This window comes from Paenibacillus ihbetae (assembly GCF_002741055.1).
GTDB classification, from domain to species: Bacteria; Bacillota; Bacilli; order Paenibacillales; family Paenibacillaceae; genus Paenibacillus_AQ; species Paenibacillus_AQ ihbetae.
In genome coordinates, this window is the sequence record NZ_CP016809.1 from 1,858,303 (window position 1) to 1,878,345 (window position 20,043).

Consider the following 20,043-nt stretch of genomic DNA (forward strand, 5'->3'; position numbering starts at 1 on the left):
GAGCTGGATCGGTTATGGATGTTCATACCGACGGGACCTACGCTTCGCTCCCGATCGACGAAACGGACCGCAAAATCATCTCCATCCTGGGAAAGCACGGCCGAATCTCTTATACGGATCTGGGCAAGGAGGTCGGCCTGTCCCGCGTCGCGGTGCAGGCGAGAGTCAGCGCGCTTATGGACAGCGGCGTCATCGAGCGGTTTGCGGCGGTGATCAATCCGGAGAAGGTCGGAATCATGGTATCCGCCTTTTTTAATGTGGAGGTTGAGCCGAAGCATCTGCAGCAGGTGGCGGACGCATTGGAGAACGAGCCGCATGTCACAAGCCTGTACCACATGACTGGACCGAGCAAGCTGCATATGCACGGGCTGTTTACGGACCATAAACAAATGGAAATGTTTTTAAATGAGAAGCTGTATCCGCTGCCGGGCATTACGAGCGTAGATACCCAGATCCTCATCAAGCGTTATAAAAGCCGGATGGGCATCAGACTCTGATGCCGTGCGTTTATCTTTACGAAAGAAAGGACTTATATTGTGAGCTCTAACAACCGCAATCCCTACATCGAATTGACGCTCGGCATGTTCCGAACCGGCATCCTTGGTTATGGCGGCGGGCCTTCGGTCATCCCGCTCATCCGCCACGAGGCGGTCGTCCGGTATCACTGGGTGAACGATGACGAGTTCGGCGAGGTGCTGGCCCTTGCCAACGCGCTCCCCGGTCCCATCGCCACGAAGATGGCAGCCTATCTCGGCTACCGGGAAAAGGGCGTGCTCGGCGCCATTATCGCTGTGCTCGCCCATATTCTCCCGACCTGCGTCGCGATGGTGGCGCTGCTCTCTGCCGTAACCTTTCTCAGCAGCTCCAAAATTGTTGCCGGGATGATTGCCGGCGTGACGCCGGTCATTGCCGTCATGCTGGGCACGATGGCTTACGAATTCGGGGAGAAGGCCGTCAAGGGACTTGGCATTTATGTCGGCATTGGCCTGTTTGTGATCTCGTTTCTGCTGCTGGAGACGGTCCAGCTTCACCCCGCCATCGTGATCGTCCTGTTCCTGGCTTACGGAACCGTGCATTTCAAAGTCGTGGCTAAGCTTAAAAAGCAGCGCCGGGATAAGGAGGGATCGGCCTGATGGAAGACTGGCTTCAGCTATTGATCAGCTTCTTCATCTCCAACGTGCTTGGATACGGCGGCGGCCCCGCCTCCATCCCGCTCATGTATAAGGAAATCGTGACACATCACGGGTGGCTGAGCGATCCCGATTTCTCGAATATGCTGGCGCTCGGCAACGCGCTGCCGGGACCGATTGCCACCAAAATCGCCGCTTTCGTCGGCTATGGCGTCTCCGGCTGGATAGGCATGGCGATCGCTCTCGCAGCTACCGTCATCCCGTCCGCCGCCGCTTTAATCTGGCTGCTGAACCTGCTTCAGAAATACCGCACGTCCCCGGTCGTCAAAGGCATGACGCTTCTCGTCCAGCCGGTCATCGCGATCATGATGCTGACCTTGACCTGGCAGATGGGCAAAAGCTCGGTCATCTCCATCGGGCTGCTGCAATCCCTAGGCATCGCGGCTGCCGCCTTCTGGGCGATGAATATCCGCAAGATTCACCCGGCGATCGTCATCGTAGCGGCGTTCGCTTACGGCGGACTGGTGCTGTCGCAGGTGGTTTAAATGAACAACTGGAAAAGGCATTCCTTCACAGGGATGCCTTTTCCTTTTTCTAAATGTTAGGTTGATTGGCAACGAGTTCTGTTCTATACGGAGCAAAAGGTAATCTACTCGAGAAGGGCCTCACTGTACTTTCCCTAAGAATCGCTCTGCACTGTCAAATCAAAGTTAAATAAAATATCCTGAGCTTCTATATTGGATGTCGCCAAAATATGGACCCTCAAATTTAAAGGATCGGGTTGGGCTGAGACACCTTTAGCCTTAGCCGTTAAGTAATAATGATTCTCCCCCAATTTATGCTGCTCTCCGCTTTCTGTATCTGCGAGCAGCTGCCCATTGCTGTAAAACCTGTAGCCCAGATCATTTTCCTCTGGTCCGCCGCCTTGGAGTTCGAAGCCGATCGTAACCTCATCATCAAGGTAGTCCGCGTTTCGTAATACAATGGTCATGCCGTCAATCGTTTTCGTTTGAACCTCAATATTAGGCTCCGGCATCGTCCATTGCTTTTCTGCCTTGAAATAATCATAAGCAAAAAAGATCCCCAGGCCGATCAAAATAATAGCCATGGCAGCAATTCCAATTCTTCGCGTGTTTTTGTTCACAGTGCTCATTCCTTTATGCAATCTTGTAAGGCAGGGCTTGTCCCCTCCCTACATGATACATGATTTCATAACTTAATTCTAAAAAAGGACGACTCCCGATCATTCCGGAGTCATCCCCAAGTCCTGCATCATATGGTCTCTATAACTTTCATTCCCTGATTTCGTTTTTCCCCGTTTCTATTTTTCGCCTGCTTCCGCTTCTACTTCTACTTCTACTTCTACTTCTACTTCTACTTCTGCTTCTGCTTCTGTTCTACTTCTGTTTGTTCTATTCTACTTCTTCTACTATTTGTTCTACTCACCTATCTCCGCAAGACGATCCCGATCTTCCCTTCATGCACCTCCACCTTGTACTTCTTCACCCGAATCCGTTCGCTGAACAGCGATTCGCCTGTACGCAGGTCGAACTCCCAACCGTGCCAAGGGCACCGGACGACCTCTCCCTCACGGCCGTACTCGTAGCTGTACACTTCCGAAGGAAGCGTCGTTCCGGAGACGGGTCCGGCGCAGATCGGAGCTCCCTGATGCGGACAGTAGTTCAGGATGGCATGATATTCACCGTTCACGCGGTAGATGCCGATCTCGCGGCCGTCAATTTCGACGACGGCGCGGCCGCCCTCCGGGATCGCATCTTCCGTCAGTACGTAATGTACAGCCATAATCCCCCTCCTTTACTCGCAAAGCATACGATTTATTGCACCTCGCAACCTAATCTGTGAGGCGGCGGTCTTGGTTCGTACATCCACTCCTTGTTGTGTGCACCGTAACGCACTGCGACCTTCGCATGATGCACGGTCCGGGAATGCTAGGATGACGGGTGACCAGACTGCCGCGTCACTTGAGTCCGGCAATGCTCGCAGGCCGTACCGCCTGCTTCCTCCCCGGATTAATCCAGCCGGTACAGCTGCTTCGCGTTTTCGTAGAAAATCTTCCGCCTTGCCTCCGGCTTCAGCCCCCGCAAAATGTGATGGGGGGAATCGAAGTCCCAATGCGGGTAGTCGCTGGAGTAGAGCAGGATGTTCTCGGCATCGATCATATTGAACAGATCGATCAGATGCTGCGGATGGTCCGGCTCCTCGATCGGCTGGGTCGACAGGTAGCAGTGCTCCCGGATATACTGGCTCGGCATCTTCTTCAGCCAAGGCACGGTGGAGCGGAGCGCCTTGTAGTTTTTGTCCAGGCGCCACATCAATGCCGGAAGCCAGGCCACCCCGCCCTCCACGAGCACGACCTTCAGCTTCGGAAATTTCACGAAGATGCCCTCGCATACCATGCTCACCAGATGTGCCATGAACATCTGGGAGAGGCAGGTATGCCATTCAATGTACCGGGCCGGGTAGCCGGCCGCGGTTGGAGCCGTTGAGCTGCCGCCGCCCTCGGCTCCCGGATGGATCGCCACCGGGAGGCCGTTCCGCTCGGCCGCTTCATAGATCGGATGATAGTGGCGCTGTCCGAGCGGGGAACGCGCCGCGCTGGAGATCATCACCTCGACGATGTCCGGATGCCCGCCGACCCGGTCAATCTCGCGGGCCGCAAGCAGCGGATCCTGGGTCGCCACGACCATCGCGCCCTTAAACGCCTTATGTTTGCCGAGCCATTCGTTGATCAGATAATCGTTGTAGGCCGAGCAAATGGCTGCCGCGTAGTCCGGATCATGCGTGGATGAAATGTTATAGACGACGCCGGTCAGCACGGCATACTCCACATCGTAGCCTTCGATAAGCTGCTTGATCATGAAATCCGGATCAGACCCGGCTTTCCCTCCGCCAGGGGGAATCGAATCCTTCTTCATCACGCCGATCGGCGAATAGTACCCGGAGCCTGCATAACCGATGCCGGAAGCCGCTACCCGGGAGCGCCATGGCTCCTCGAGATAAGGGAGCAGGGCACGGTCATCCTGCTCGTTATGAACATCGACGTCGATGATCTTATAGGTCTCCACTTTCGTCTCCACGTTCGGATTCCTCCTCTCCTCCCTATCTGCTTCCTTACTTGCCGCCATAGGTGCGCGTATAGGCCGTATTGTACATGGCCAGAAGCTCGTCGGCGCCCAGCTTTTTCGCCTGATCGATAAATTGCTGATACGTCTCGTCGTTAATTGGCGTTTTGCCGGTCACGAATTCCGTCACCTTCTGCTCCAGGAATTTGTTCAGGTTGTTCAGCTTCGACTTCTCCAGCTCCAGCTCTTCCTCCGTCTTGACGATCTGCTTCGGCGCCGGGATGATATACTCGGCATAGCGCGCGTTGATGTCCTTGCTCTTCTCGCTTAGACCGCGCTCCCAAGCCTCGCGTGACAGCGCGTTGTTCAAGGTGATGAGATCATACCAGACGCCCCAGTCCTTCCGCAGCGTATTGAACGGGGAGGCGCCAAAATCTTTGTTGTAGACCGGCTTGCCGTCCTCCATCGTATACGTTTTACCTTCAATGCCGAGCGAGAGATAATTCGTTCCCTCCTCGCTGACCAAATAGTCGAGGAACTGCACGGCCCGCTCCTTATCCTTCACTTTGGCCGAGATCGCCCGGCCGACGGTGCCGACGACGGGACGGGAGAACTGATAGTTCTTGATGCCGTCAGCCGCAAACGACGGGATCGCATCCAAATCGTATTCCGGAATCCCTGCATCCCGCGCCTTCGCGACGAGCGATTCCAGATCCGCCTTCCAGAAATACGTGACGAGCGATTTGCCCGTCAGAATCCGCTCTTCCCACTGCGCCTGCGTCAGCAGCGAAAATTCCGGATCAAGCAGCTTCTCCGTGTACAACTTGTTCAGAAACTCCAGCATCGCCTTGTAATTGTCATGATATGGCGCGAAGGCATACTGATCCGTCGTCGGATCCAGGCTGTAGAAGCCGTGAATGCCGGTGAAAATGCGGCCGAAGGTCGTGAAGAGACCGGTATCGCCGACGATCGAGTTGGAAATGAGCGGATAGGAGTCCGGATATTTTTCCTTCAGCGTTTTGAGGAATTGGTAGAACTCATCCACGGTCGTCGGCGGCTTAATGCCGTGCTGATCCAGAATATCCTTGCGTGCATACCAGATGAAGTTAAAGCCCTTCCCCTCCGCATCGCCTTCGAGCACAGGGACGGTGTACAGCCCGCCGTCCGTGCCGGTTGCCAGCGCTTTGGCTTCCGGGTACTTCTCGTAGAACGCCTTCAGATTCGGCGCCTTGTCGAGATAATCCTGGAGGTTGAGGAATACCTTCTCCGGTCCATGCTCTCTGCCGTCCTGCGTAGGCACCTGGATGAAATCGGTAGCGGTGTTCGTGGCGATCATGATCTGCCGTTTCTCTTCGAGCCCTTCCTGGCTGACCACCTGAAATTCCACCTTGACCCCCGTCTTTGCCTCGATTTCTTTAAAAATCTCCCAGTCGTCCCTGACCTTCCCCTCCACCCGGTCATACACGAGCCATGAGAAGGTAACGGGATTGTCCGGGCTCAGCGTCCCGTCATCCTTCCCGCCTCCGCCGCCGCAGCCCGTAACAAGCAGGGCGCACAGCAGCATCAATAGGAGCGCCTTCCTGAAACCCTTCCGCGTCATGCACACAACCTCCCTTTTTTCAAAAAATACAGCATGCCTTATAGAAACGGATGAGCCTGCATCCATCGCTACCGTTACCGTTATCCCTTGATTCCGCCGATCATTGTCCCTTGGACGAAATATTTCTGAATGAACGGGTAGACGCATAGTATCGGCAGCGTCGCGATGATAATCATCGCGTACTTCAGCGTTTCGAGGTGGGTCAGATCCCCTTCGCCCTGCACATTCGTGCCGGCAATCAAAATGTTGCGCAGCATGATCTGCAGCGGATACATCTCCCGGTCGTTCAAATAGATCAAAGCGCTGAAGAACGAATTCCATTGATTCACGGCGGTAAAAAGGCCGATTGTCACCATCACGGGAAGCGACAGCGGCAGCACGATCCGCACTAAAATCTGCATGGAGCCGCACCCATCGATGGCTGCTGCGTCCTCCAGCTCTTCCGGCAGTCCCTCGAAGAACGTCCGCATGATGAACAAATACCAGGTGCTGATCAGCGACGGGAGGACGATGGCCCAGATCGTATCGAGCAATCCAAGCCGCTGGACGATCAGGAAGGTCGGAATCATCCCCCCGCTGAAGAGGAGGGTGAAGGCGGCCATCAGCAGGATCACCCTCCGTCCCGGCAGCCAGCGCTTCGCCAGCGGATAAGCCATCGCGGACGTCGCGATGAGGGTCAGCACCGTATGCAGCGCCGTATACCGGATCGTATTCCAATAGCTGACCCACAAATCCGGATTATAGATGAGCTGCTCATATGCGATCAGCGTTATCTTTTTCGGCCATAGCAGCACCGCTCCGCTGGCGACGAGGGCATTATTGCTGATCGATGCCGAGAATACGTATACCATGGGATAAGCCATCACGATGATGAGCACGATCATGAATGTGATGTTGAAGAAGTCAAACAGCCTCGAGCCGAGGCTCACCTTTTGTTTCATGGCGCATCTCCTTTACCACAAGCTGGTCTCCGAATATTTGCGCACGATGCGGTTCGCCGCCACGACCAGAATGAATCCGATCGCCGATTGGAACAGGCCGACCGCGGTGGCGAAGCTGAAGTCGGCGTCGAGAATGCCCCGCCTGTAAACGAAGGTGTTGATAACGTCGGACGTTTCGTAGTTCATCGTGTTGTAGATCAGCAATATTTTCTCGAAGCTGGCTTCCATGAAATTGCCGAGGGTCAGCACGAACAAAATGATCATGACCGGCACCATGCCAACAAAGGTGATATGCCGAATTTGCTGCCACCGGTTCGCGCCATCCATCTTCGCCGCTTCATACAGCATCGGATCGATGCCGGCAATGGCGGCCAGATACAGGATCGTGCCCCAGCCAACCTTCTGCCATATTTCCGAGCCCACATATACCGTCCGGAACCATTCCGGCATGCCGAGAAACATAATCGGCTCGATCCCGAACAGCTTCACCAGCAGGTGGTTGATTACCCCGGTCGTCGGCGACAGGAAGGTGACCAGAATACCGGCAATGACGACGGTGGACAGAAAATGCGGCATATAACTGATGTTTTGCACGAATCGCTTGAACCATTTGCTCTTCAGCTCATGGAACAGCACCGCCAGAATGATGGGCGCCGGAAAGTGAAACAGCAGATCGTACACGTTCAGCATGATCGTGTTGCGGATCAGCTTCCACGCATCAGGCGTCACGTAGAAGAACTCAATGAAATGCTTCAGGCCGACAAACTTGCTGCCCCATATCCCCCGGCCGATCGAGTAATCCTTGAAGGCGATGATGATGCCGTACATCGGCGCGTATTTAAAAATCAGGTAATACAGAATGCCCGGCAGCATCAGCAGGTACAATGCTTTGTGCTTTTTCAGCACATATCCGATACGCGATAGCTGCGCCAATCCCCACCACCTCCTTGTTTGGCGTTTCTGTAGTCTACACCTCCGGCTGTTGTCCCCACTATACGAGCCTAAGCCCGGGGCGTAAAGCGCGCATCTTTTCCTGCGGGCGCCAAGCTTGCATCCCTTGTGGAGCAAGGGTTTGCGGCTTCGTCCATGCAAAAAAAGAGACTTTTCGAAAAAAATCAGTCTCTCTCTTTGTAACGCTATTGGTGCAGCGTCCGGTATTTCGCCGGCGTAATGCCCTCATATTTGCGGAAGGCCCGAATCAGCGAGTTTCGGCCCCAATATCCGACCCTCTCGGCAATCTCGTCCAGCTTCAGATCCGTTTCGAGCAGCAGCTGCTTCGCTTTCATGAGCCGGTACTTCGCGATATACTCCACATATTTCTCCCCGACTTCTTCCTTGAAGGTGCGGCTGAAGTGGCCGATGGACATGTTCATCATGCCGGCAAAAGCCTCGATCGACAGCTCTTGGTCGTAATGCTCGTGAATGTACGCCACAATGCCGGCGATCTGCTGAGCGCGCGTGCCGGGTGCCGGCCGCCGAAAGAGGAACGCGTGAATCTCCTCGAAGCACGCCCTGAGCTCACCCCATGTCATGCAGCGGTTCATGCGTTCAAATAACCGGGAGTAATACGGAACGTTCAGCTCGTTATGCTCGGATTCGGCTGCCCGGATCCACGTGTTCAGCACATCCGCCAGCAGATACTTCATCTGCTCGGCGGCCGCATCTCTGCGCTGCCCTTCCTCCAGCAGATCCAACATGGACCGGAGCAGCTTGTCGTATTCCCTGGTTTTGCACTGGTTCAGAATCCGGTTGACCTCCTGCACGGACAGGAAGGAATCGCCTCCCTGCAAATCGCGGACGGGCTGACTCCCGCAAATTTCAACGGTGGAGTTGAGCCCCCGATACTGGAGCACGATGACGGCATGCTCGTAGGAAAGGTGAAGCTCCTCCATCGTTTGAACGGTTTTGCCAATGCCGATGGTGGCCTTAAAATAGTCGCCGTATTGCAGCAAAATGAGCTTCGCCATTTCCGCTATATGCTCGGGGCCATCACTCATCGCCTTGTCATGCTGCACGATGCAGCCCAGCAGATTCGGCTTGGTCTGGCACAGCCATATTCGGCCCGGGGCCAGCTTACGGATCTTGTCCTTCATCTCGGCCAGCAGAAAGGTTTTTCCCGTTTCCGTCGGATGCTCCGGCACATCTAGATTGAGATTGTCGTGAAGCGCAATGGTCAGCACCGTTCTGGCCGCTACGGGGTTGTACGCAAACTCGATCTCCTTGGCGTAGTATTCAATGGACAGGGCGTCGCGGTATTGACCGAGCAGCAGCTTGGTCACGAACTGCTCCTGCACGATCGGCAGCATCCCGTGGACCATGTGGGACAGCTCCCGGTTCTCGGTCATGATGGACTGGGAATAGCGTTTGATGACGTCAAACTCATTCCCTTCATGCGCAGGACTTTCTCCGGTGCGGCGGTGCGACTTCAGTCCATTCCGGATTTCCGCAATCGGCCGGTATAAACGCCGGCTCAAGTAATATGACACCCATCCCCCGACGACCAGAAAAAATGCGAGGAACGCCCAGCTTATGAAACGGGTGACGTATACCGGCTTCATCAATGTTCCCAGCTCGATCATGCTGATATAATGCCATTTCTCGTCGAATGCCGATTTCATGAGCGAGAGTCCGGTCTTGTCCGAAATCGTAAATTGCGGGGATACGCCTTCGGCATGGATCCGCTGCTGCAGGATCTGCCGGTCCCGCTCGCTTAAACCGTTCTCGGAGATCATGCGGCCGCGATCGTCGATGATCGCCGTCCCGCGGACCCAGCTTTCCGGAATATGAATCTGCTCCTGGAGCTTGTTCGTCTTCAGATCAACCAGGAGATACACATCGGGGGCATTTGTATTGAAGGGATAGCTCATCACCGCCGTCAGGGAACTGCCGGGGTCGGCGAAATTCATCATCTTTTTGCCGGTCAATTCGGCTTCCAGCTGTTTGCGGCTTCGGGGCTCCATTGGATAACGCGTGGTAAAATAGTAGGCTTTGTTCGTATACGTCTCCGCATCGATGATCAGGTCCTCGTGTACGAAAATGTAATACGCCCGCTCCACGAGCTCATCCGACTCCAGCTGCTGCAGCTGCTCCCGCAGCGAATGAAGCAGCTCCGGCTGCAGCCTGCCTCCCGGGGAGTCGGCAGAGCCCATCAGCACGCTTCGCAGCCTGGAGGTGCTCAGGATCTGGATCATATTCGTCTTCAGCGCCTGGAGCGAAGCGTCCGTCTGCTCAGCGAACCGGCTCATCACGATGTCGTTCAGGCGCTCCGCATCCTGCTCGATGATCCGCACGACCAGCACCTGTGCAAGGACGCTGGCGGCAATGACCGGGATGAGGATGAGCAGAAAATAGTTGGCGAACAGGCGCCAAAACAGGTTGCGCCTCCGCGCTGGGTTTGGGACGGCTCCTTGCTCAGGAGATCGACTGTGCGCAGCTGGCTTCATGTGGGATCCCCCTTGGGTTTGAAATGGCAGGCGGCAGGGCCTGCGGGGTTAGACGGCTGGGTGCCGCGGCCGCGGACCAGGGCGGCAGTGGTGCGAGGTGCGTGCGGGCACAAGCGTGCAAGGCGCCGGGCACTGGCTCGTCAGCGAAGGGGCCGGTGCGGCCGGGGTGCGCGTCAAACAAGTCCCTATTGGGGACTTGTGAGGGCTCGCGTGGCCGTTTTGTCCACAACAAGTCCCTTTAGGACTTGTTGTGCCTCGCGTGGCCGGGTTCCGCGCCATAAGTCCCTTTTAGGGACTTGTTAGTCGCTCGACGCTACGTAAGCTCCCTTTTCGCAGGTACGTGCCATCCTAAATTTTCCGAAATACACATCTATACGCCACTTGGCTTGGCCATCTGTCAGTTCAACTATATTTTGATGGGAGGTATAATATTCGCTGTTTGAAGAGTCGGGAAAGAAGACAAACGGTTATTAATCGGAACGAAATATCGAAGGAATTATGTTCCTACTGTAACGAGGGCCTCCTCAATAAAAACCTCAAAGTAGCAGTTAGCATATTTTTTATTGGAATACTTTACCACACTGTACAATCACCGAAGAAAATGGAGGGTCTATGACTTCACACGTCTGCATAATTAGCCTAAATAACATTTTCTAAACAACGAAAAGTTAATATGTATTATTATGGAATGTTTCTAACGAATCCCAATATTTCAGTTTTAATAAAACAAAAACTAAGAAAAAACGCATGGAGTGCCTTCACTCACATGCGCCGTCAATATTACTGTCGTATAAATAAACCTTCTTGCTTCGCTTGCTTGCATATCCAATCAAAATCAACTTTTGTTAAGCAATATACAGGAAAGCTCAAGTCATAATTTCCTATTATTACGGTAGGAATATTAGTAAAATAGAAGTTCGAAAATTGTAACTCTCGTGTCGATAGCTTTATAAACTCTTCTAAATACTTTTCTGACGTAACTTTGAAAACATCTGATTGCAATCTTACTATATCTTTCGTTAACAGACTTTCTTCTTCAGTGTGCTCTAAAAAGTACTCATTAATGTTAGGACAATAGATCAGAACCTCCTTCCCGTTCTTATAGAATACTTTTCTAATTGTTTCAATAAATCTGACTTCGTATTTCAGATTATGATTCTCGAATGAGGATAAGAGATGCTCAGCTTCTTTCTCTGAAAGAATATACGGGAAGACATCAAGTACACCCACAGTATAGTCGTCTAGATCAGTTTCCTCTTCCATGTCCAATCGTTTAAAGTAACATTCGATTGATGCAACATCTTCACAGGTCGCGCTTTCTATTGTCATATTCATACATCCTTTTATTTTTTTCGTCTAAGTATCTTTCCTTCCTTGGTAATACTCCAATAACCACTCTCGCCTCTTATTTTTAGTTTATAGTAACTACCTCCATGAGTGCCGGCTCCAGAATTTATTGCCCGATCCTTTTCTAATGTAGCTGACCCATATTTACCATTTTTAAGTTGTCAAATCCTTGCCCCTGGTCGTACAGGTCGTAGATATAGGCGTACGTAATGACGGCTTTGCCTCCGGAGACACCAGCTAAAGCAATCAGTTTGGTCTCTTCGCCGTAGTAGTTTCGGTTACTCTCATTTATTTGAACATATCTAGCGCATCTTGAATATGCTCATTCTCATCAACCTTCAACTTTGCACGACAATATGTTTACATTTTCGTTTTTGTTCATCAGACAACTTACCAAACACATTCTCGAGTAATAAGAATGCTTCCATACTAACTTCCAGACTCGAAACACCAATAAAATCTGTTATTTTGGAAATAAGATCTATATAATCGAGTTCTCTAAGCGCATATAATAATGTACCTCTGCTTCCTTTTGTTATCGGATGCATCAACATTTCAACCAAACTGTCTACTGCTTCATTACTTCCCATATCAGAAAGGGCGAGGGCAATTTCATTTCTTAGTATTTTACTATCTGTAGCCTTAAGATGCTTAAGCAATAGACTCCGATATGTTTTATCTTTCGTTCCCCCTACAAACCTAACTAATATGATTGCCTCTTCAATCATGCCCTTACAGATATATTCTTCTAATCTATTATTGTACACTGGATCGTTCCTTTATAGAGTTTGCCGACAGCAATCCTATCATATATGGATAAATCCAGAGCCGAAATGTGCTCTAAGCTTAATTCCTACCATATCGATTGCTCCCTTATTTTACTTGCAACAAACAGAAACATTAGCCAAAAGGCGCCACCTTTAGCCAATTGATCTATGGCTTTTTTAATGTTCTCTTTATTCTAGTAGAGTAACAAACGCTCCATTTGGTTTAGTGGCAACTGTCACGCCATTGCCCTCTATAAATATTTAAACACTTCACCATCTTTTTTCAAAGATCCCTTACCCACAAACGATACTGTTCTCCACCATCAATTATTTTACCAATATCACTCAAGAATGCTTCTCCGTGTGTCTTATATTTAGTGTTCCAAGAGTGCTCCACTTCTCCAGTCTCATCGGACTTGGAAAGAATCTTATCACCTACCTCGATTTCCTGGATAGGTTTCTCCCCTTCGTCTGTTTGGATCATTGTTCCAGCAGTGAAATAGTTACAACCTTTTAAGGCCTTTTCCACCACTTTACCGTCTTTATTCGCCCATTTTATGATTACCTTTCCGCCCTTATAGGCTTTCCCTACAGGAATGAATCCAATCGCTGCCATCGCTCGGTCATAGAAGGAGGACTTTGGATCCACCAATGCGCGCAAATCATCCATTATCAGAAAGTCTATCGCGGATTTGGCCCCTTTCTGAATCCATTTCCATCCGTCGTTGACCCATTTCCATACATTTCCGCTGGGGTCCACATATATAAGCGGATTATTCCCTACATAGGCATACAAATTTTAGGTTAGCGGATTCCCCATCCGCTCAATTCTACGAAAAAAGCGGATTTACACCGCTTTTTTATCCATTATTATACAGCACCCTTTGTCATAGCAGGTATTACATACTCCGTCTTGTTCTTCATCATCTTGTAGACGATATTAACCAGCATTCTCATGATGCAGACAATTGCCTGCCCCTTCGTCTTGCCCCGCTGTCTCGTCCGCCTCCACGGTAAGCCGCGTCGAAGATGGCGTCGTCGAAACGATTGGCAGCGGCGTTGACGACGCGAACGAGGTGATTTGCTGGAATATCTTCTTCTAAATCCATTGGTGAACAGAGTTGATCCATGTATATTGAATGTTATAAAGAATCCTCTCTTTAAGGGTAATGGTTGATGGTACTTCCATTTTACCGAAGAGTAGTTTTCATTTTATTTAACAAATGAAAAAAAGAGGTTGTCCCTCAGTCATCTATGATGTCTTTTGGGACAACCTCACAAAATAGCTATGAATAAATATAATAATCAAACTGAATTGATGCATCAATTTCACTTACAAAATGGATGATATCTTTATCCAAATATATTGCAGGCTTGTCATTATCAATGATGTTCAAAACGATCATTAACTGAAATTCTAAATTATATTGATTCTTTAATTGAATCAAAATATCCTTTTTGTCTCTAATCTCTCCTATAATCTTCGAAAGTTGGTCGTTTATATCCATTGACTCCTCGTATCCCGTACTTATACACCAACAGGTTTCTTTCTTGATGTTATTATATTTGGATAAATCACCTTTATTGTATGATTCTGTAGGTATAATCGACAACTTTAGCGTAATATCTTCAACTGGAAAACTATCTCCTAAGATATTAAACTCCGCCATTACCTTTGTATAATCCACTTGTGCACCTCCATATCATTTAATAAAAATCCCTGTTGGGATAGGCTCGCCTTTACCTTTCTTCCTGTATATAAACACTTGTCCCGTCCCTTTATCAATATAGAGATCATACTCTGCTATTGGGAGCTTTCTTCCCCAGGAACTCCCTTTTAACCTCGTGGGCATCTATTCCTTTCTTTTTCAGGTATTTATCATCAATTTTTTGGATACTAATTTTAATTTCAGGACCTTTTCGATTCTTTATACCTAAACGAGTAAATCCTTTAGATGCTGTACCACCTATAAGTCTAGTTCCAAATTCAATACCGGCCACAAAGTATTCTAAAACCTTTTGTTGGTCTGGGAACACCACCTGCACTAGGTCCCCGGCCATGCTGTAGACGTAGCGGGTGACATCTCCTTTTGGATCCTTCACCGACGTCAAACGTCCCATCACATCATAGGCATATTCCGTACGCTGCTGATTGCCGTCCACCGTTGCAATAATCTGTCCAAGCAAGTCGTACTCCATTTGTTGCAGAGGCACGTAAGCGCCGTTCTTCCACTCTTCCGTCGACGTCGTTCTGCCAAGAAGGTCGTACACTTCACGCTGCTTGTTCCCAGTTGCATCCGTGTAAGTGATCGTCCGATCAACCAGTTGATAATCGGTACTGCTGCTGGTGCCGTCCGGAAATACCGTTTTTGTATTTCTGCCAAAAGCATCATACACTTGGGTCGTGGCATTGCCTTCGGCATCCGTCACAACCGTCATATTGCCTTCTTCGTCATATTCATACTCGAATAAAGCCTGATGAGTCTGCTCCTGGACCAGCAACCCGAACGGGTCATATTGCTCCGTCGTAATCACGCCGTCCGGGGCTGTCCGTGTAATACGATTCAGGGTATCGTCATATCGCACGGAAGAGCGTGTACCATCGCTGTAGTCGATTTGCGTGATTCGGCCGGACGAATCATACGAATAGGACTGCACGTGGCCGTCGCCGTCCTTCTTGCTTTTCAGTTCGCCTGTCGGCCAATACGAATAGTCGCTGGCAATGACGGACGTTCCAGAGGAAGCATCCCGGACGACGATGGATTCGTTTGTTAGCAGATGAAGCCCGTACGGGGACTCGTATTTATACGTCTGCTCAATAAAACGAGATGTATCCCTTACTTTGGTGAGCGTCAGGTTTCCGTAAGAATCATACGCATACTCGGACTGTGCGAGTGGTGAGGCCCCGGCTCCCTCAGACACGACATAACTCGTAACGCTCCCCTGATCATCGTATTCCATCTTCGTTACTTGAGTTTGGGTATCGTTCATTTTAACGGCGACCATGGTAGGCTTCTTCCAAGCAGCGCCTCCCGCCATCTGCTCGTACTCAAAGCTTGAACTGCAACCCAAGAAAGGACATTTTATGGATTATTTATTATTAAAGTCATATAAAAGAAGTAAGGGCTCACGTTCTCGATTCCATAGGTCACTACACTTCCGCGAAACAATAAAAAAAGATGACCCCTGATCAATTCAGGAGCCATCCACTGCTAGCTATATTAAACCAAGTCACCATTCATAGATAAACGATGCCTCATCTTCTCATTACGTCTTGCCTTATTCATACTCGAATTCGGCTTCCGGCGTCAGCGTTACGTTTGGCGTATAGCTCGGCATCTGGCCGGTTTCTTGAAGATACTGCTCGACGATGCGTCCTGCATCGACCAGTGAGGTGAGGAGCCAGTCCTCATACAACTTGCCGAACTTCTTATGCAGCCAATCCGAGGTATACTGATTGCTCAGCGAGAACAGCAGCGTATAGATTTCGCGGACGGTGTTGGTATGCTTGTACCCGTAATCGTCGACCCAAGTCACTTTTTTGTTCAAATCCACCTTGCGGATATCCTCGGTTTTGGTCTTCAATATCCCGTTCTTATATTGAAAATAAATACGCAGAGACTTTTCGTATTCATGCCCCTTAAGCAGCTTCCAGCCCGCCATGCTTCCGCTTGCGGGAACGGCAGACATTTTGCTTTTACCCGAGGAGTTTCCTCCTGAACTGGTGCTCTGACCCTTCTTCTGCTCGCCCTTTACGATAAACTGGGCGGACCCCAGCGTGACGGTCATTTGCTGCTTTTTGGAATCCCACTTCAGCTTGGCACCCAGGGCGGACGCCAACAAATCAGACGAGACGAGCGTCTCTCCTTTGTTCTGGATCGGAGCCCCTTTCATGTTGACGGTCTTGCCGTTGATCTTAGCCTGCTTGCTGCCAGTCTTCACGGAAATTTCCGTCGTCCCTACAACAATATTGAAGGTTTTGGACGATGCTTGATATTGAACCGAACCTCCCAACGCTTCAAAAACCGGCTTCAGCGGGAGGTAGGTGATGCCCTTTTCCTGCTTTGCATTTTGCAGCGGCTTTCCGAGTCCTGACACGACCTTCACCGATTGCATCTTGCCTGCCGCTTCGATCGTCAGATTGATTTCGCCTACACCCAGCACTTTATATGTGCCGTTCCCCGTTGCCTTGAGCAGATGAGGCTTATCGATCGACAACGTCACGAGGTTTGCAGGAACTTTGTGTTTCTCCCCGCTGCCATATTGAAACTCTACCGATGGCGTAATGGTGCTGCCCACCTTCGGTTTGGCGTTCGCCACCTTGAACGTCACGGCCGTAATGCTTGGAACCGGAACATCATATTTCTGTCCGTTTTCATACTCGATCCAGGTGCCGTCCGACATTTGGGCAAAAAAGCTCTTGGTGCCCCCGATGCCGACAATCTGTCGAACCCCGTTGATTCCGGATACCGGGCTCGTTTCAAAGGTTTGGGTAAACACATCCAGCTTTGCACTCCACACGGTTCCGTCCTTTTTGGCGAACAGCAGTTTTTGCTCCTTGCCAAACGAAATATCCGCCCCGTCTTGAAACAGGGTCTGGGACAAATACGTCGTACTGCCGTTGATGCGGAGCGTGCTGAACAGAATGATTCTTCCGTCTTGATAAAGGACGGCCGTATAATCGCCGGCAACCTTCATTTTGCGAATATTCGAAGGATCCGGCACTTGCCCAAGGGTAACCGGCTCTGGAGTATAACTCCGGTTATGGTACAACACCGTTCCCGATTGCGTAATACCGCCCACGATTCCGGACTGTCCATCGAACACAGCGATCCCCTCAAAGCCTTTAACAGCTTGTGGCGCATCATTAACCAAATGGTAGATTGTCCCTTCCTTGGTCAGCCAGTAGCCTTCCCCCACCTGCTTGACGTTGTTCTGGCCTGCTATGGAACGATAACCCTTCTGGTCCCACATGGCGAGCTCGCCGCTTCGGGCTACACCGAAGCCATATTCGCTTGTGCCGGCAATTTGCTCCAAATCTTCTCCCATCGGTACCGGAATTTTATCAAATGGAAGCCGGGTATAGGTAATCCACGCCGTCCCATCCTTCATCAATGGAGTGCCGTCTGGCAGCAGCATGGAAATATTGGCGCTGTCCTTGGCGGATTCCCCATACGCAGCGCCGGCCGCGGTCGGAATCATCAGGCATACCGCGAGCAGCAGAACGAACCACTTCTTAAACATGCACGAACCTCTTCTCTTATTGGAATATATTATCACTCTAGTTCAATCGAACCAGGAATATTATACCATTTAATAGATTCGAAACAATATCCAATTTTCAAGCACTAGCCTTTTATGCAAAAATCATCCCCGCAGCCTCTACCCGACCACGGGGACGATTCTTTTACTTCTTAATTTTGCCCCCCAGCAGCGTCTAGCTCCGCCCCCCGCTCATCCAGCCGTTCCTTCAACTCCGCCGCATCATAGCGGACGAACGCCCCGTTGACCGTACCTATATAGACTTCGCCATCGGCAATATTCAGTGCGCCGCTTCTTGCCGCCTGCTCGCGCAGATCGACGTTGCCGGTGGCGATGTCGAATAACCTGCCAAGGATCCTGCCGTTCCCTTTGTCCAGGACGATTAGGTCACCGCCAAAGCTAATAAGCAAATACCGGTCCAGGATGCCGAAGCTGCTGCCGACAAGCTGCGTAACATCTTCATTGCTCTTTAAAGAGGTCTCCATCTTCCAGATCGTCTCCCCGGTCTCTTTCTCGACGGCCGCCGGGATCCCGTTCAGCGTCAGATAAATGACATCCCCCTCCATAATACCGCGGGCGGCCCTGCCCTTCACCGTCCACAGCTCCCGCTGATTCACCGCATCGTACAGCACGGTCTCATATGATTTAGCCCCTGTGAAATAATTCCCATCAAGCGCCCGCTGCACCAAAAGATAGCGCTCATCCAGCACCTCGATCCGCTCCATCTCATTTGCCGGATAGCTGCCCTCCCGCTTCCCGCTCTTCATATTGAGCAGGGTCCATTTGTCTCCGAGCAGCATCCATCTGGTGGTCGTGCCGGCAGGCGACAACGGCTCATATCGGTACCCGCCGGTGAAGTAAGGATCCCAGCCCGGATCATCCATCACTTTCCTGCCAGATTTGTACGTCCAGGCGATCTTCCCGGTCATCGGCGCGTACGCCGTCAGCTTGCCGCTTTGCTCAATAAGCACATATGGATCTTCCGGGCCCTGATTGAGCAGCCGATACTCGCCGGACAGCGTCTTCTTCCAACGAAGCTTGCCGGTCTGCTGATCCACGACGCTGAGCATGCTTTTCTTGGCATTCAAGTCGAGCCCTTCTAACAGAAGGATCGCGCCCGAGGCGGCGGTCATCGTAAGCCCGAATTCCGCTTTATGCTTTCTTTCCCACAATATGCGCCCGTCCGTTAACCGGATATGCCGCACCCTGGACTCATACGCCTTCTTCTCCGGATTATAGGCCGAGTACATCGTGATATGTTCCCGATTTCGATCCGGGACAGCCGTATACCAGCCAAACCCGGCATCCTGCTGCCACAGCTTCTTCCCCGTGCTCCGGTCAATCGCATACAGGGAGGAGTTGTCATGCATCCCGCTGAATCCGCCGTCATCCCCCTTGATGAGCAGGGCGTCCCGGCTGGCTTCCAGAAGGAAGGTGAAATTCAGGTTACCCTGATTTCTCCAGACTGGCCCAGCTTCAATGGTCCGCAGCAGCGGCATGGCCGAGAACCGATAGCTGAATGGATCATGGCTGCCCGCATAATAGTTCCCCTCAAATGCTGCGGCGTTCGGGAAGGTCCATTCCCAGGCGGTCAGCTTCCCGGCCGGGGAGAAGGTCGCCGTGAACAACGCCTCCCGTGCCTCATATCTCCACGTCTCGCCGATCACCGGCGGCCGGCCCGAGCGCTGCTCCTGATTCCGCGAATGCTCCTTTACCTGCGGCTCGCCAAGCAGCTGCTTAACATAGGACTTGCTGTCACCTTCATCCACCAGGTAATCCGTCAAATGCCGCACAGCTTCGATCGGCAGCTCCGATGAAGGCTCCAGCATCCCGGCAGGGAGCTTCTCCTTAGACTTCACATCCTTGGCCTTAACCCACATGATCGCCGGACGATAGAGGGTGTGCTCCTTCTTCCATGGATCCGGGGCAATCAAGACGCCGTACCAATCCTGCCACTTCGATACGGCAATGAGGGGCATCTCGCCGGCTTGAGAGGCTGGCCAGCGGACCGAGCTGCCAGGAGCCGCGTAGATGCTGCTGTTGGCCGGAAGCCTTAGCGAGAGCGGATCGATATTCCGGACCTGCCCGGCTTCCTTGGACAAATACCAGGCCGGGAGCCACACATCGCCCAGCTCATCCGATTCAATGAAGGCCATTTCTCCCTTGACATCGCTAACCCGGAACGTCTCGCCCGGATGGCCGTAATAGGCGGCGCTGTGATTGCGCAGACTTCTGGTTCGGGACGGAGCATTTTCATATAAAACGACCTTCTGCCGAAGCGTGACCTTTCCGGGCTTCAAGCTCCCCGTACCGTCCGCATATACCGTGGGGCCGGCCTCCTTCACCGGCTGAACCGGCAGCGGGACCAGCGAGAGACAGATCGCTGCTGCTAGAACTATGCCTAGCCGTTTCTTGATCGATAAACGTGAGCGCACAGGAATCACCCTTTCGAATACAAACCTTTACCATG

The 20,043-nt window shown here is 51.5% G+C and carries 18 protein-coding genes; 3 read left to right on the forward strand and 15 right to left on the reverse strand.

The window, feature by feature from the left end; all coding sequences use genetic code 11:
• Positions 1–14 precede the first annotated feature (14 nt).
• Genes BBD41_RS08485 through BBD41_RS08495 form a run of 3 tightly spaced genes read left to right on the forward strand, consistent with a single transcriptional unit; the run spans position 15 to position 1,675 of the window.
• Positions 15–497, forward strand: coding sequence for a chromate efflux transcriptional regulator ChrS (locus tag BBD41_RS08485; protein ID WP_099477261.1), 483 nt, complete (start codon positions 15–17; stop codon positions 495–497).
• A 39-nt stretch (positions 498–536) separates the two neighbouring features.
• Positions 537–1,133 carry a chromate efflux transporter ChrB gene (locus BBD41_RS08490; RefSeq protein ID WP_269467204.1) on the forward strand — a complete coding sequence of 199 codons (597 nt, stop codon included), beginning with the start codon at positions 537–539 and terminating at the stop codon, positions 1,131–1,133.
• Positions 1,133–1,675 (forward strand): chromate efflux transporter ChrA, encoded by a 543-nt coding sequence (locus BBD41_RS08495; protein WP_099477262.1) that lies wholly within the window; start codon positions 1,133–1,135, stop codon positions 1,673–1,675. The genes BBD41_RS08490 and BBD41_RS08495 overlap by 1 nt, the downstream gene beginning before the upstream one ends.
• 134 nt (positions 1,676–1,809) lie before the next feature.
• On the opposite strand, the gene BBD41_RS08500 is transcribed toward BBD41_RS08495, so the two are convergent.
• The 15 genes from BBD41_RS08500 to BBD41_RS08575 all read right to left on the reverse strand — a co-directional run bounded on the left by BBD41_RS08500 (position 1,810) and on the right by BBD41_RS08575 (position 20,008).
• Positions 1,810–2,274, reverse strand: a complete 465-nt coding sequence (locus BBD41_RS08500; protein WP_157929278.1) for a hypothetical protein — start codon at positions 2,272–2,274, stop codon at positions 1,810–1,812.
• Between the two features lie 302 nt (positions 2,275–2,576).
• The gene (locus BBD41_RS08505) at positions 2,577–2,933 is read right to left on the reverse strand and encodes a Rieske (2Fe-2S) protein (RefSeq protein WP_099477264.1); all 357 of its coding nucleotides are present in this window, start codon (positions 2,931–2,933) and stop codon (positions 2,577–2,579) included.
• A gap of 227 nt (positions 2,934–3,160) precedes the next feature.
• The gene (locus BBD41_RS08510) at positions 3,161–4,216 is read right to left on the reverse strand and encodes an amidohydrolase family protein (protein ID WP_034272725.1); all 1,056 of its coding nucleotides are present in this window, start codon (positions 4,214–4,216) and stop codon (positions 3,161–3,163) included.
• Between the two features lie 46 nt (positions 4,217–4,262).
• Complete coding sequence (locus BBD41_RS08515; RefSeq protein ID WP_077569420.1) at positions 4,263–5,813, reverse strand: extracellular solute-binding protein; 1,551 nt, start codon at positions 5,811–5,813, stop codon at positions 4,263–4,265.
• A gap of 80 nt (positions 5,814–5,893) precedes the next feature.
• Positions 5,894–6,754, reverse strand: a complete 861-nt coding sequence (locus tag BBD41_RS08520; RefSeq protein WP_007131601.1) for a carbohydrate ABC transporter permease — start codon at positions 6,752–6,754, stop codon at positions 5,894–5,896.
• 12 nt (positions 6,755–6,766) lie between these two features.
• Positions 6,767–7,687, reverse strand: coding sequence for an ABC transporter permease (locus tag BBD41_RS08525; RefSeq protein WP_099477265.1), 921 nt, complete (start codon positions 7,685–7,687; stop codon positions 6,767–6,769).
• A gap of 203 nt (positions 7,688–7,890) precedes the next feature.
• Positions 7,891–10,197 (reverse strand): helix-turn-helix domain-containing protein, encoded by a 2,307-nt coding sequence (locus BBD41_RS08530; protein ID WP_099477266.1) that lies wholly within the window; start codon positions 10,195–10,197, stop codon positions 7,891–7,893.
• A gap of 780 nt (positions 10,198–10,977) precedes the next feature.
• On the reverse strand, positions 10,978–11,526 hold the full coding sequence (locus BBD41_RS08535; protein ID WP_099477267.1) for a hypothetical protein: 549 nt from the start codon (positions 11,524–11,526) through the stop codon (positions 10,978–10,980).
• Positions 11,527–11,882: 356 nt separating this feature from the next.
• A complete protein-coding gene (locus tag BBD41_RS08540; RefSeq protein WP_099477268.1) occupies positions 11,883–12,311 on the reverse strand; it encodes a HEAT repeat domain-containing protein in 429 nt (142 codons plus the stop codon).
• A 283-nt stretch (positions 12,312–12,594) separates the two neighbouring features.
• On the reverse strand, positions 12,595–12,960 hold the full coding sequence (locus BBD41_RS08545; RefSeq protein ID WP_237087092.1) for a Hint domain-containing protein: 366 nt from the start codon (positions 12,958–12,960) through the stop codon (positions 12,595–12,597).
• 637 nt (positions 12,961–13,597) lie between these two features.
• Positions 13,598–13,981: a DUF4279 domain-containing protein gene (locus BBD41_RS08550; RefSeq protein WP_099480533.1), complete on the reverse strand. Its 384-nt coding sequence runs from the start codon at positions 13,979–13,981 to the stop codon at positions 13,598–13,600.
• A 33-nt stretch (positions 13,982–14,014) separates the two neighbouring features.
• Positions 14,015–14,164, reverse strand: a complete 150-nt coding sequence (locus BBD41_RS30225) for a polymorphic toxin type 33 domain-containing protein (RefSeq protein WP_237087035.1) — start codon at positions 14,162–14,164, stop codon at positions 14,015–14,017.
• Complete coding sequence (locus tag BBD41_RS30230; protein WP_237087036.1) at positions 14,106–15,317, reverse strand: RHS repeat domain-containing protein; 1,212 nt, start codon at positions 15,315–15,317, stop codon at positions 14,106–14,108. Before BBD41_RS30230 ends, BBD41_RS30225 begins: the two co-directional genes overlap by 59 nt.
• A gap of 273 nt (positions 15,318–15,590) precedes the next feature.
• Entirely contained in the window at positions 15,591–17,555 is a 1,965-nt protein-coding gene (locus BBD41_RS08570) for a copper amine oxidase N-terminal domain-containing protein (protein ID WP_099477270.1), read from the reverse strand.
• Between the two features lie 170 nt (positions 17,556–17,725).
• The gene (locus BBD41_RS08575) at positions 17,726–20,008 is read right to left on the reverse strand and encodes an outer membrane protein assembly factor BamB family protein (RefSeq protein ID WP_099477271.1); all 2,283 of its coding nucleotides are present in this window, start codon (positions 20,006–20,008) and stop codon (positions 17,726–17,728) included.
• Between the last annotated feature and the right edge of the window lie 35 nt (positions 20,009–20,043).

Coding starts and splice junctions, on each gene's coding strand:
- BBD41_RS08485 (WP_099477261.1), top strand. CDS start 15: ATGGATGTTCATACCGACGGGACCTACGCTTCGCTCCCGATCGACGAA.
- BBD41_RS08495 (WP_099477262.1), top strand. CDS start 1,133: ATGGAAGACTGGCTTCAGCTATTGATCAGCTTCTTCATCTCCAACGTG.
- BBD41_RS08505 (WP_099477264.1), bottom strand. CDS start 2,933: ATGGCTGTACATTACGTACTGACGGAAGATGCGATCCCGGAGGGCGGC.
- BBD41_RS08515 (WP_077569420.1), bottom strand. CDS start 5,813: ATGACGCGGAAGGGTTTCAGGAAGGCGCTCCTATTGATGCTGCTGTGC.
- BBD41_RS08520 (WP_007131601.1), bottom strand. CDS start 6,754: ATGAAACAAAAGGTGAGCCTCGGCTCGAGGCTGTTTGACTTCTTCAAC.
- BBD41_RS08530 (WP_099477266.1), bottom strand. CDS start 10,197: ATGAAGCCAGCTGCGCACAGTCGATCTCCTGAGCAAGGAGCCGTCCCA.
- BBD41_RS08535 (WP_099477267.1), bottom strand. CDS start 11,526: ATGACAATAGAAAGCGCGACCTGTGAAGATGTTGCATCAATCGAATGT.
- BBD41_RS08550 (WP_099480533.1), bottom strand. CDS start 13,981: ATGGCGGAGTTTAATATCTTAGGAGATAGTTTTCCAGTTGAAGATATT.
- BBD41_RS30225 (WP_237087035.1), bottom strand. CDS start 14,164: ATGCCCACGAGGTTAAAAGGGAGTTCCTGGGGAAGAAAGCTCCCAATA.
- BBD41_RS30230 (WP_237087036.1), bottom strand. CDS start 15,317: ATGGTCGCCGTTAAAATGAACGATACCCAAACTCAAGTAACGAAGATG.
- BBD41_RS08570 (WP_099477270.1), bottom strand. CDS start 17,555: ATGTTTAAGAAGTGGTTCGTTCTGCTGCTCGCGGTATGCCTGATGATT.